This is a genomic window from Streptomyces sp. NPDC054783, from assembly GCF_053611725.1.
In genome coordinates, this window is record NZ_JBSHAY010000001.1 from 522,784 (window position 1) to 535,592 (window position 12,809).

10 protein-coding genes are annotated in these 12,809 nt (G+C 72.9%); 3 read left to right on the forward strand and 7 right to left on the reverse strand.

All coding sequences use genetic code 11. The features are described from left to right. Positions 1–54 precede the first annotated feature (54 nt). Positions 55–2,694: a glycosyl hydrolase gene (locus ACWGJ5_RS02390; protein WP_453307912.1), complete on the forward strand. Its 2,640-nt coding sequence runs from the start codon at positions 55–57 to the stop codon at positions 2,692–2,694. Between the two features lie 152 nt (positions 2,695–2,846). Here ACWGJ5_RS02390 and ACWGJ5_RS02395 read toward each other — a convergent pair whose 3' ends face one another. The 7 genes from ACWGJ5_RS02395 to ACWGJ5_RS02425 form a co-directional block, all read right to left on the reverse strand. After that, positions 2,847–3,614, reverse strand: coding sequence for an ABC transporter ATP-binding protein (locus ACWGJ5_RS02395; protein WP_453307913.1), 768 nt, complete (start codon positions 3,612–3,614; stop codon positions 2,847–2,849). 3 nt (positions 3,615–3,617) lie between these two features. Beyond that, positions 3,618–5,228, reverse strand: a complete 1,611-nt coding sequence (gene mdlC, locus ACWGJ5_RS02400; protein WP_453307914.1) for a benzoylformate decarboxylase — start codon at positions 5,226–5,228, stop codon at positions 3,618–3,620. Further along, a complete protein-coding gene (locus tag ACWGJ5_RS02405) occupies positions 5,225–6,070 on the reverse strand; it encodes an ABC transporter permease (RefSeq protein ID WP_453307915.1) in 846 nt (281 codons plus the stop codon). Before ACWGJ5_RS02405 ends, mdlC begins: the two co-directional genes overlap by 4 nt. Continuing rightward, on the reverse strand, positions 6,067–6,867 hold the full coding sequence (locus tag ACWGJ5_RS02410) for an ABC transporter permease (RefSeq protein ID WP_453307916.1): 801 nt from the start codon (positions 6,865–6,867) through the stop codon (positions 6,067–6,069). Before ACWGJ5_RS02410 ends, ACWGJ5_RS02405 begins: the two co-directional genes overlap by 4 nt. Then, entirely contained in the window at positions 6,864–7,832 is a 969-nt protein-coding gene (locus ACWGJ5_RS02415) for an ABC transporter substrate-binding protein (RefSeq protein ID WP_453307917.1), read from the reverse strand. Before ACWGJ5_RS02415 ends, ACWGJ5_RS02410 begins: the two co-directional genes overlap by 4 nt. Positions 7,833–7,965: 133 nt before the next feature. Next, a complete protein-coding gene (locus ACWGJ5_RS02420) occupies positions 7,966–8,319 on the reverse strand; it encodes a hypothetical protein (RefSeq protein WP_453307918.1) in 354 nt (117 codons plus the stop codon). Positions 8,320–8,411: 92 nt separating this feature from the next. Continuing rightward, positions 8,412–9,419, reverse strand: a complete 1,008-nt coding sequence (locus ACWGJ5_RS02425; RefSeq protein ID WP_453307919.1) for a Ppx/GppA phosphatase family protein — start codon at positions 9,417–9,419, stop codon at positions 8,412–8,414. 253 nt (positions 9,420–9,672) lie between these two features. Between ACWGJ5_RS02425 and ACWGJ5_RS02430 the strand changes: the two genes are divergently transcribed. Further along, the gene (locus ACWGJ5_RS02430; protein ID WP_453307920.1) at positions 9,673–10,854 is read left to right on the forward strand and encodes an FAD-dependent oxidoreductase; all 1,182 of its coding nucleotides are present in this window, start codon (positions 9,673–9,675) and stop codon (positions 10,852–10,854) included. A gap of 134 nt (positions 10,855–10,988) precedes the next feature. Next, entirely contained in the window at positions 10,989–12,767 is a 1,779-nt protein-coding gene (locus ACWGJ5_RS02435) for an RICIN domain-containing protein (RefSeq protein WP_453307921.1), read from the forward strand. The last annotated feature ends 42 nt before the right edge of the window (positions 12,768–12,809 follow it).

Genomic DNA, 12,809 nt, shown 5'->3' on the forward strand with positions numbered 1-12,809 from the left:
AACGTGATCAGGTCTCCTGGGTCAGCAGTGTCGCTGCCCCCTGGGAGGCCCTAGGTGTCCGTACCAACCCACAGAAGACGGTGGTTCACCGTCTGCGCGCTCACCGCGTCCGCCGCACTCGTCGCGATACCCTCGTCCGCCGCCTCCGGGCGCTCGGTGAGGCCCTTCGGCGTCCGGGCCCTGGCCCAGCTGGCCGACGAACGCGAGCAGTCGGTGGGAGCGATGTCGCCGCACGTGGCGGCGGACGACGACGGCGGCAACGAGGCGGACGAGATCGCCGAGGGCGCGGACCAGTACGCCGAGGCCCGCACCTCGCCCGGTGTCGTCGCGCCGGGCGCGTACGGCGCCGCCTGGCGCGATCTCGGCAACCTGAGCTCCACGAGCGGCCGCTGGCGCAACATCACCGATCTGCCGTACGACTCCGACGACCCGCGCTACCGCGACATCGACTCCAACTCCAGCGGTGGCGGCGGGAACGTCACCGGCCGGATGGCGGCGGTCGCCGCCGACGACGACGGCTACGTCTACGCGGGCAGCGCCGGCGGCGGGGTGTGGCGCTCGCACAGCGGGGGCGGCCACTGGCAGCCCATCAGCGACCGGCTGTCCGCCCAGTCCACCGGCGCCCTCGCCCTCGACGGCGCCGGCCGGCTGTGGCTGGGCACGGGTGAGGCCACCACCAACGCCGACGCCTACCTCGGCAGCGGTGTCTACGTCCTCACGCACCCGCACCACGGCACCTTCTCCGCGCGCAGCCGGGTCGGCGGCGACGAGCTGGAGAGCACCACCATCCACGAGCTGCGCTTCGGCGGCGGCAAGGTGTGGGCGGCCACCAGCAAGGGGGTGTGGAGCCACTCCACGAAGAACCTCGGCGGCCCCTGGAAACTGGAGTACGCACCCAACCCCGACTTCCTGCCCGGCGGTTCGAAGGCCGACGACCCGAGCGCGCCGTACAAGAACATCGCCAACGACATCGCCATCGACCCCAAGGACCCGTCCAAGGTGGTCCTCGCCGTCGGCTGGCGCAGCGGTGACGACTACAACGGCTTCTACACGAAGGTGAACGGCACCTGGACCCGCATCACCAGCGGCCTCGGTGACCTCCCGGCCGACGCCGACAACGTCGGCAACGTCACCTTCGCCCGCTCCGCCGACGGTTCCCGCTACTACGCCATCGACCAGTCCCCGGAGCAGCTGAACACCAACCCGGACAGCGGCCTGGAAGGCATCTACGTCTCCAAGTCGGGCTCACCGGCAGGCCCCTGGACGAAGATCGCCGACTACAAGGGGCTGGCGGCCGACAACTCGGCGCTCACCACAGCCGGTTACATGCCCGGCGTCCAGGCCTGGTACAACCAGTTCCTCGCCGTCGACCCGAGTGACCCGCAGCACGTGTACGCCGGCCTCGAAGAGGTCTACGAGACCAAGGACGGCGGCGCCGACTGGTCGACGGTGGGCCCGTACTGGAACTTCACCTTCTCCTGCTGGAGCCTCGACCCCACCAAGCAGACCGGTGACTGCAACCCGACCACCCACTCCGACCAGCACGGCGTCGCGATCGGCCGCTACCACGGCAAGAGCTTCGTCTACGTCGGCAACGACGGCGGCATCTACAAGCGCCCGGTGAACGGCCGCCAGGACGCCTCCGGCCACGCCACCGACTGGACGTCCCTCAACGACGGCACCATCGACACCCTGCAGTACTACTCCGTCGGCATAGGCAAGGACCTCGACCACGGCGGCCTGTCCGTCACCGGCGGCCTGCAGGACAACGGCCAGTCCATCCTGCGCGGCAACGACAAGGTCATGGGCTCCAACTTCGGCGGCGACGGCGGCGACACCCTCACCGACCCCGCCAACGGCTGCGACATCGCCCAGGAGTACGTCTACCTCGCCGTCCAGGTCACCCAGAACTGCGCCGTGAACGACGGCAGCTGGGCCACCGACCCGAGCAAGGCCACCTCGTACTCCGTCGCCCCGCCCGACAACGCCACCAGCGAGGCCCGCTTCATCGCCCCGCTCGCGGCGGACATGAAGGACGGCAACACCTGGGTCGCCGGCGGCCGCCACATCTGGGTCCAGACCCACGGTTACGCCATCCGCAGCGGCAAGGAGTGGACCAGCGTCCACGACTTCGGCGCCGGCCGCACCGCGACCGCCGTCGCCGCCTCCGGCGGGAAGATCTACGCCGCCTGGTGCGGCCCCTGCAACAACCAGGGCTTCGCCCGCGGCATCGCCGTCGGCAACGCGGACGGCACCGGCTGGCACGACATCAACCTGCCGGTCGACGGCACCGTGCCCAACCGCTACCTCAGCGGCTTCGCCGTCGACCCGAAGAACGCCGACCACGTCTTCCTCGCCGTCAACGGCTTCTCCCGGCACTGGACCGAGGGACCCGGCGCGGGCGTCGGCCACGTCTTCGAGTCCACCGACGGCGGGACGACCTGGAAGGACATCTCGGCCAACCTGCCCGACGTGCCCACCAACTCCGCGCTGGTGACGGCGGACGGCGGCCTCGCCGTCGCCACCGACCTCGGCGTCCTCTACCGCGCGCCGGGCCGCACCACCTGGCAGCGGATCGGCAGCCTGCCGGCCGTCGCCGTGCTCCAGCTCAAGACGAGCCCGGACGGCGGCACGCTGTACGCCGCCACGCACGGCCGCGGGATCTACACGGTCAAGCTCTGCGACCTGCGCTGACCGACCGCGCAACCACCACCAGGAGGGGCGGCTCCCGAACATCCGGGAGTCACCCCTCCTGCACGTACGGCACGCGCCCCGAAGGGGCGCGAGGAACTGCTCGACCGGCCACGACGCAGCCGCGGACGACGGACTGCACAGCGCGCCACCTCCTATACCGGCCCGTCCGGCGGAGCGCCTCGCACGGCCCGCCCGACCTCCGTGCGCAGCTTCACGAACTCCGGCAGGCTCCGGGTGCTGAGCTGGTCCCGTTCGCGTGGCAGATCCACCGGCAGGTCGTGGACGACGCGGGAGCCGGGGCCGGGGGAGAGGACGACGACGCGGTCGCCGACGTACACGCTCTCGTCGATGTCGTGGGTGACGAACACGATGGTCGTGTCGTTCGTCCGGTGGACTTCCAGCAGCAGGTCCTCCAGGTCCTCGCGGGTGCCCGCGTCCAGCGAGCCGAACGGCTCGTCCATGAGCAGCAGGGCGGGCCGGCAGACGAGGGCGCGGGCGATGGCGACGCGCTGCTGCATGCCGCCGGACAGCTCCCGGGGACGGCGCCGGGCGGCCCCGTGCAGGCCGACCCGTTCGAGGATCGTCTCGGCCTCGGCCCGGCGGGCGGCACGGGTGAGGCCACGGCGGCGCAGCGGCAGGGCCACGTTGTCGCGGACGGTGAGCCAGGGCAGCAGTGAGCGGCCGTACTCCTGGAAGACGACCGCGAGCCGCTCCGGTACGCCGCTCACCGCTGTCCCGTCGATCGTGACCGTGCCCTCCTGCGCGGGCAGCAGCCCGGCGATGGTGCGCAGCAGCGTGGACTTGCCGCACCCGGAGGGCCCGACCACGCTGAGGAGCTGGCCGTCCGGCACGGTGAGGCTGATGCCGTCCAGGACGCTGGTGTCGCCGAAGTGCCGGCCGACGCAGTCGAGGCGCAGCATCCCTCACCCGGCCCAGGGCTCGTACAGGGTGCCCGCGCTGCCGGTGACCCGCAGGTGCAGCAGGAAGGGGCCCGAGCCGTCGCCCCGGCCCAGGGCGTGGTCCAGCGCGGCCGGCAGCTCGTCGGGGTGTTCGGCGCGGGCCGCGGGGCAGCCGAAGGACTCGGCGAGGGCCGCGAAGTCGATACCGGTGATGTCCGTGCCGGGGACGGGCACGATGCCGATCCGGCGGCCGAGCGCGCGGACGGCCGCGTAACCGCCGTTGTCCAGCAGGACGTAGGTGACCGGAGCCGCATGCCGGGCCGCGCTCCACAGGGCCTGCACCGAGTACAGCGCCGAGCCGTCGCCGACCACGCACACCACCCGGCGCCGGTCGGCGAGCGCCCGGCCCACCGCGAGGGGCAGGCCCCAGCCGAGCGCCCCGCTGCCCGTGGTGAGGAAGCCTCCGCCCGACTCGACGGGCACGCGCGCGTGGAGCGTGTCGCGGTGGCTCGGCGCCTCCTCGACCAGGACCCGGTCGCGCGGCAGCCGGGCGTGCAGCAGAGCGAAGAACACCTCCGGGGTGATGTGCCCTTCGGCGCGGGCCGGGGCGGGGGCCGGCCGCGGTGGCGGCGGGTCGCGGTCGGGCTTCTTTCGCAGCAGGCCGGACAGCCGTTCCAGGGCGGGCCGCAGCGTGGTGACGATGCTGGTGCCGGTGGGCAGCCAGGCGGCCTGGCCGGCGTCGCAGTCCAGGTGGAACAGCTCGGTGCCGGGCGCGAGCAGCGGGCCGTCGTCCGCCACGTGATAGGTGAACACCGGCGTGCCGAGCGCGACCACCACGTCGTACGGCGCGAGGTGCGCGGCCAGTTGACGGGCGATCGGCGGCAGGAAGCCCTGGAACAGCGGATGCGACTCCGGGAAGCCGGAGCGGCCGGAGAGCGGGCTGATCCACACCCCGGCCCGGATCCGCTCGGCCAGCGTCCGTACCTCGTCCAGCGCGTCCTCGTCGTCCACGCCCGGCCCCACCACGAGCGCGGGGCGCGCGCAGGCCGCCAGCCGGGCGGCGAGTGCGTCGAGTGCGTCCGGGGCGGCCGTGAACGCCGAGTGCACCGTGCGGGGTGTGACGGGTTCGGCGGGCCGGTCCCAGTCGTCCTCCGGCACGGACACGAACACCGGTCCGCGCGGATGCGTCATCGCGATCCGGTACGCCTCGGCGAGCACGGCCGGTACGTCCTCCGCGCGTTCCGGCTGGCGGGCCGACTTCACGTACGGGCGCGGGAACAGGGCCGGTTCGTCGGCGCCGAGGAACGGCCGCAGCTGGATCAGCGAGCGCGCCTGCTGTCCCGCCACGATCACCAGCGGCACCCGGTCGCGGAAGGCGTTGAACACCGCGCCGAGCGCGTGCCCCACCCCGCCGGCCGAGTGCAGGCTGACGAACGCGGCCCGCCGGGTGCCGAGCGCGTGCCCGGCCGCCATGCCGACGGCGACGGACTCCTGCAGGCCCAGCACATAGGTGAAGTCGTCCGGCCAGTCGCGGAACATCCGCAGTTCCGTGGAGCCCGGATTGCCGAAGACGGTGGTCATGCCGGTGTCGCGCAGAAACCGTACGACCGCCTCACGCACCGTGGCCGTCGTCATGCCGTCCTCCCTGCGGACGATCCGGGGCCGACGAGCCGCTTCTCGACCGCCAGCAGACCGGTGTTGAGGAGATACCCGAGCGCGCCGAGCAGCAGCAGTGCCGACCACACAGTGAGCAGGTCGGAGCGCGTCTGGGCGTCGGTGAGCGTGAAGCCGATACCGTTGTCACTGCCCGGCAGCAACTCCGAGAACACCATCAGGATCAGACAGAGCGACAGGCTGAGCCTCAGCCCGGCGAAGATCCGGGGCAGCGCCGAGGGCAGGATCAGGAACCACAGCCGCTCGGGCGTCGTCAGCCGCAGCACGGCCGCCACCTGGAGCCGCAGCGGGTCGGTGGCCCGGGCACCCTCGGCCGAGTTGATCAGCACCGGCCATACGGCGCTGAACACGATCGACGCCACCTGCATGGGCGTACCGAAGTCGAAGACGACGACGAACACCGGCACCAGCGCGGGCGGCGGCACGGCCCGTGCGAACTGCAGCACCGGGTTGCACAGCGCGTACGCCCGCCGCGAGCGGCCCACCGCGATGCCCAGGGTGATCCCGGCGACGGCGGCGAGTGCGAATCCGGCCGCCATCCGGCCCAGGCTCGGCAGGATGGTGCCGACGGCGGCGGGGGTGAGGAACAGATGGCCGGGCGGCCCGGAGAACCACAGGTCGCGGGCGTGCCGGGCGATCCGCAGGGGCGGCGGGAAGTACACGCTGCCCTGGGCACGGGCGGCCAGCTCCCAGCAGGCGACGGCGACGAGGAGCACCGACCAGCGCAGCAGGAAGGGTACGGCGGTGGCCCGGGGCGGGCCGGGAGCGGATGCGGGCGGTGCGCTGTCCTGCGTCTGTGTCATGGCCGGCTCCGCTGCAACTTCTCCGCCTCCGGGCGGGGTTCCTGTGCCCAGGCGAACAACCGCCGCTCCGCGCCGACCAGTACGCCGTTGATCACCAGCCCGAGACCGCCCGCCCACACCACCCCCGCCAGCACGTCCCGCGTGCCGTCCGTCTCGGTCTGGGCCTGGGCGATGAAGATGCCGAGGCCCTGGCCGAAGCCGGAGAGGATCTCCGTCGCGACGGCCAGGATCAGCGCGACCGCGGCCGAGATCCGCACGCCGGCGGCGATGAACGGGGCGGTGGCCGGCAACTCCACCCGCAGCAGCACCGCGAGCCGACCGAACCCGAAGGCGCGCAGGGTGTCCTTGGCCAGCGGGTCGGTCTCGCCGAGGCCGTAGACGGTGTTGAACAGCACCGGCCAGAGCGAGGCGTACGCGATCAGCGTGACCTCTGTCTGCGTGCCCGACCCGAGCAGCAGCGACACCAGCGGGATCAGTGCGACGGACGGCAGCGGCCGCAGGAACTCGATCACCGCGCGTACGGCGGCCTCCGCCACCGGCACCGCGCCCAGCAGCAGCCCCAGTGGCACCGCGATCGCACAGGCGAGCCCGAGGCCCAGCGCCCACGCCCGCAGCGTCACCCCGATCCCGTCGAGGAAGGCCGGGTCACCCGCCAACCGGACGGCACGGGCGAGGACTTCGGAGGCGGGCGGCAAGTAGCTGCGCCGTACGATCCCGGCGCGGGCGACCGCCTCGCAGATCCCGAATGCTCCCGCCGCGCCGAGCAGACCGAGCAGCAGTTCCTGGCGCTGCGTCATTTCACCAGCAGCGGTGCCGGATCGACGTCCTTCTTCAACAGCCCCTGGGCGCGCATGAGCCTGATGAGCCGGCGCAGGGGGGCCGGGTCGGCGGTCGCCGGGTAGGCGGGCAGGTGGATCGACTTGGCCTGGTCCGCGGTCACCTTGGCGTACTTGGGCAGCTCGGTGCGCACCGCTCCCGGATCCTCGGCGGCGAGCTTCGAGGCCGCCTCGACGGCACGCCGGAAACCCGCCGCGGCCTTCGGGTACTTCTTCACGAAGCCGGCGGTGGTGACGTACCCGCTGGCGGGCAGGCCGCGCGCCGGACCCGACCCGGCGTCCAGCAGCACCCGCGCGCCCAACTCGTCCTGGATGGCGGTGTCGAAGGGCTCGACCGCGTGGGCGGCGTCCACCTGGCCGCGCTGCAGGGCGGGGCCCATCTGCGGGAACAGGATCTGCCGGTAGACGGGCCGTCCGGCGCCCTGGGCGTCCAGGATCGCGTTCAGGGTCAGGGACTGGATGTTGTTGAGGACGGCGACGGCGACCTTCCTGCCCGCGAGGTCGGCGGGTTTCCTCAGTGCCGAGTGCTCGGGCACGAGGACGTCCATCATGTGCGGGGCGATCCTGACCCCCTCGGCGAGGATGCGCAGGTCCAGGGTGCCCTTGTCGTACGCCTGGAAGTAGGTGACGTAGTTCGCGCTCGCGATCACGTCCACCTGTCCCTTGAGCAGCGCGGGCAGCGCCTGGATGCTCTGCTGCACGGGCTGGATGCGCACGTCCAGGCCCTCCTTGGCGAACAGTCCGCGGTCCCGGGCCAGATAGAGCGCGGCGGAGTCGGTGAGCGGGAGCGCCGCCACGGTCAGCTGCTGCCGCCCGTCACCGGAGTGCGAGCTGCCGCCGCTGTCACAGCCCACCAGGACCAGCGCCGCCGCGGCGACGAGTGCGGCGAGGCGTTTCGTTCCCGAACGTGATCGACGTAAAGGCATACCGGCATGCCTACCCAGCGATTGTCATGATCGCTACAGATCAGGGGGCGGGTTTCGGGGCCTTTGGAGAATTACGAACCGAGCAGGGCGGCCCGCCGAAGCGGCAGCCCCTCTGCGGAAGTGCTGCCGGAGATCAGCCGGCGGGCCGGAACCGGAGCGCCGACCAGGTGTCGTCGACGGCGATCTGCCGCACGGGCCGCACCCCGTGCTCGGACAGCGCGGCGGCCAGGGTGTCGCGGTTCAGATCCGTCCCGAGCTTCCCGCCCTTCGGGTAGGCCACCCAGGCGAGGGCATCGCGCCGCGCCGCGGCGAGCGCCGCCTGCGCACCCGCCCCGAGAAGGTCGGCGGAGGTGGTCACGAAGGCGATGACCGCATCGGCCGAGGCCGCGTCACCCGCGGTCCCGGCCTCCAGCTGGACGTCGACGGGCCTGCCCAGTACCGCGACACTCTGACCGGGCTTGATCTGCAGCTTGCTGATGACGGACACCCCACAGATCCTGCCACCTCAGGTACGGCTCCGCATACAGCAGAGGCCGGGACTTCCTGTCCGGGCCGGATCCCGCCGCGCCCCTGCCCGGTTCAGGCCCGTGGGCCGGCGACGCGCAGGGGTGTCGCGGCGGGGGGCGCCGCGCTGTCGGTGGCGCCGGTGGCGTCCGTCCACCAGTCGGCGCCGTCCTCGATGTAGCGCAGCAGCACGCCCTCGCGGATCGCCCAGGGGCAGACGACGGCCCCGTGCAGCCCCATGAGCTTGAGCGCCGTGTGCCCGACGACCGCTCCGGCCAGGCTCTGCTCGGCGCGCGGCGCGGAGATCCCGGGCAGCTGGGCCCGCTCGGCGGCGGGCAGCGCGGCGAGGGTGCGGATCGCCTCGCGGAGGTCCCGGCAGCGCATCTCCCGGAGCACGAACGGGCCGTGGCGTCCGGGTGCCGCCCCGCACAGCCGGCCGAGCTGCTGGAAGGTACGGGAGCTGACCGCGGCGGTGCGCGGCCGCTCCCACCGGATCCGCGAGGCCACGTCCCGCAGCTCATGGCGGATCCGGCGGCGCAGCTCCTTCAGCTCCTCCGGCCCCGGGGGGTCCTGGACCGCGAAGTACTCCTGTGTGAGGCGCCGCGCGCCGAGCGGCAGGGACGCGGAGAAGTCGGGCAGCCGGCCCCGGCCGAAGGCCACCTCCAGGGAGCCGCCGCCGATGTCGAGCACCGCGAGCGGGCCGGCGTGCCAGCCCAGCCAGCGCCGGGCCGCCAGGAAGGTCAGCTCGGCCTCGGTCTCACCCGGCAGGGTGCACATACGGATCCCGGTCCCGGCCGCCACCCGGTGCAGCACCTCCAGCTGGTTCGGGGCGGCGCGCACCACCGCGGTCGCGAACGCCAGCGGCACCGACGCCTGCCATCTCCGGGCGGTGGCCCCCGCCGCGGCCACCGCCTTCACCAGCTCCTCCACCGCCTCGTCGCCGATGGAGCCGTCCGGACCGACGTGTTCGGACAGGCGCAGCTTCCACTTGACGGTGTGCACCGGCAGCGGAACACCGTCCGCCACATCCGCGACCACCAACCGAACAGTGTTCGACCCCGCATCCAGCACGCTCACCCGCATGGCCGGGGAGTACCCACTTTCCCGTCAGGAACCCGTCATTCAGGGGGCGCGCGTGTGCACAGCACCGATCGGCAGGTCTCTCCGGCACGGCTCGCGGGGCAGTCGGAGGCGAACCGGGCGCGAGCCGCGCACGGACCGGCGTCCGGCTCGGCACCCCGCCCTGGTCCTGTCCGGATCTCGGCCCCTCGGCCCCCGCACCGGCCCGTCCCTGCCCTTAGATGGTCACCACCACTGTCGGTGCGAGGAGCGGCACTTGAGCGGGACGGACGCGACGAGGGTACTGGTGATCGGCGGCGGCATCGCGGGGACCGCGGCCGCGCTCGGGCTGCACAAGGCCGGCTACGACGTCACCGTGTACGAGGCACACCCCGACACGGCCGAGGACATCGGGGCGTTCCTGACCCTGGCGAGCAACGGAATGCGCGCCCTCGCCCAGCTCGACGCCACGGACGCCGTCACGGCCGTCGGTTTTCCGCTGACTTCCCTGCGGCTGCTCGACAGTGACGGCACCGAGCTGACGCACGCCCCGCTCGGCGAGGTCACCGAACCCGGGCTGCAGTACCGCTGTCTGCGCCGCGGCGAGCTGAACGCGGCCCTGCAGGGCGAGGCGGCCCGGCGCGGCATCCGCGTACGCCACGGCGCCCGGCTGGTCGCCGTCACGGACGGCCCGCACGGCGTCACCGCCCGGTTCGCCGCCGGCGGCACCGCCCACGCGGGCCTCCTCGTCGGCGCCGACGGGCTGAACTCCACCGTGCGCCGGCTCCTCACCCCCGGTGTGCGGCCCCTGTACGCGGGCCAGCGGATCTTCTACGGCTACACGGGCACCGCTCCCGGCGCGGACGGCACCGGCGTCATCACCTTCGTCCGGGGCGGCGGGACCACGTTCGGATACGCGGTGTCGCCGGCCGGGCAGACGTACTGGTTCGCCCGCGTGAGCACCCAGCCGCTGCCCGCCGGCGGCGCCGCGCGCCGCGCCCCGTGGCGCGAGGACCTGCTGCCGCTGCTGCGCAAGGACTGCCCACCCGCCGCGGACATCGTCGCCGCCTCCCAGGGGCCCGTCATGGTCACCAACGCCACCGAGATGCCGCTCGGCGCCGTATGGCACCGGGGACGGACCGTGCTCATCGGCGACGCGGCCCACGCGGCCTCCCCGGCGACCGGCCAGGGAGCCTCGATGGCCCTGGAGGACGCCGTCGTCCTCGCCAAGGCGCTGCGCGACCTGCCCGGCGCACCGGCCGCCTTCGCCGCCTACGAACGGCACCGGCGCCCACGGGTGGAACACAACATCACCGTCAGCGGCGGTATCTCCCGCGGCAGCCGGAACACCTCCCGACCGGGTCCCGTCGTGGTCCGTCCCGCCGAGCCGGACGAGGCGCTCGTCCGCCAACTGGCCTGGGAAAGCCCGCTGTCCGCGCCCAAGCCCGAGGAGGACTGACCGGGAGCACCGACCCTGCGCGGGCTCGCGAAAGTGCAAGAGGCGCAGCACTGGAGTCCATTGCCGGGGATACGCCGGGGCCGGATCGTTCCGTGCAACCGGCCCTTCGGCAACAAGGAGCACAGTTGCGACTCTTGAGCAGAGCGGGCGCCGCGGCGGCCGCGACCGCCGCCCTGGTCCTGGGCGGTGGCATCGCGTCCCCGGCACCGGCCGCCACACCCGCCGACGCCAGCTACACCGTGACCGTCGGGACCCCGGTGCCCTTCACCCACCCCACGGACACCCCCGCCAGCCCCTACCTCGACCGGGACGGCACCTTCCACTACCAGCAGTCCGCCGCGCTGTACGGGGCCAAGGACCCGCGCACCTGGGACTTCTACACCGGCAAGGACTTCGACACCGCGACCTTCGACAAGACCCTGAGCAGGGCCGTGAACCCGGCAAACCCCGCCGACCGCAACGACGACACCACCTGGCGCTGCAACAACAGCCCCACCGGCCGGGAGGCGACGTACGCGCCGAGCGGCTCCGGCTACGCCCAGAAGAACTACTGCGACCTGTCCGGGGTGTGGGTCGACCCCGACACCGGCGACTGGTACGGCCTGGTGCACAACGAGTTCACCCCGCAGCCCTTCGGCGACGGACTGCACTACGACGCCATCGACTACGCCGTCTCCACCGACCGGGGCCGCACCTGGACCGTCGAGGACCACGTGATCACGTCCCCGTACAGCACCGAGCGCGGGGACACCACGGCCTTCCCGAACCAGACGTACTCCTACGGCGACGGCGACCAGCGCCTCTTCGTCGACACCGCCTCCGGCTACTTCTACGTGTATTACGGCTCCCGGATCATCGACAAGAGCGGCGGCTGGAAGGCGTTCTACGAACACGTGGCCCGCGCCCCGATCTCCGCCAAGATGGCCCCCGGATCCTGGCGCAAGTGGTACGACGGCGCCTGGTCGCAGCCCGGCACCGGCGGCAGGGAGAGCGACATCGTCCCCGTCGACGCCGACCACCCCACCGGCTACACCCCCGCCTCCGCCGAGTACGACCCGGCCAACACCGGCACCGCCGCCCAGCAGATCGCGGCCGGAAAGATGCCGCCGACCTCGCCGCTGTTCGTGATGAACATCGCCTACGACGCCCACCTCGGGCTGTACGTCGGCGAACCGCAGGCCGTCGACCAGAGCGGGAACTCACCGCAGTACCTCTACGCCACCGACGACCTGACGACCCAGAAGTGGCACCTGATCGGTGACACCGGCAGCTACACCAATGCCTCCTGGTACCGCTGGTTCCTCGACAGCGCCAACCGCACCAGCTCCACGATCGTCGGCAGGTCCTTCCGCTCCTACTGCGCCTTCGGCTGCTCGCACGACGCCTCGGGCGAGTACGTCGACACCACCGTCGACTCCACCGCTCCCGAGGCCGCGCCGATGGACACGACCCGCGGCTACCGCATCGCGAGCGGCGCGGGCCGGATCCTCGCCCAGGCGGCCGGCGGCAGCGCCACCACCTCGCTGGCGCGGCCCACCGGGTCCGGCCGCGACACCTGGGTCTTCACACCGACCGGCGACGGCGCCTTCACCCTCACCAACGCCGCGAGCGGCCGGCTGCTCGGCGTCGACTCGTCCTCGGCCGCCGGCCGGGCCTGGGGCGCCAGGCCGACCGTCACCGCCGCACGGAGCAGCGGGCCCACCGTCGGTCAGCAGTGGTTCGTGATCCCGAACGCCTCCGGCGGCACCTACCGTCTGGTCAACCGCTACAGCGGACTCGTGCTCGGTCTCTCGGGCACCTCCGGCCGGCGTGCCGAGACCACACCGGTGCGCACCTGGACGGACCGCAGCGGGAGCTCCGTCGGTGCGGGGCGCTGCGCCGCCGAACAGACCCTGTCCCTCACCGCGACCTGAGCGCTCCGAGGGAGTGCCGCGACAGGCCGTCGGGGGCGCTCA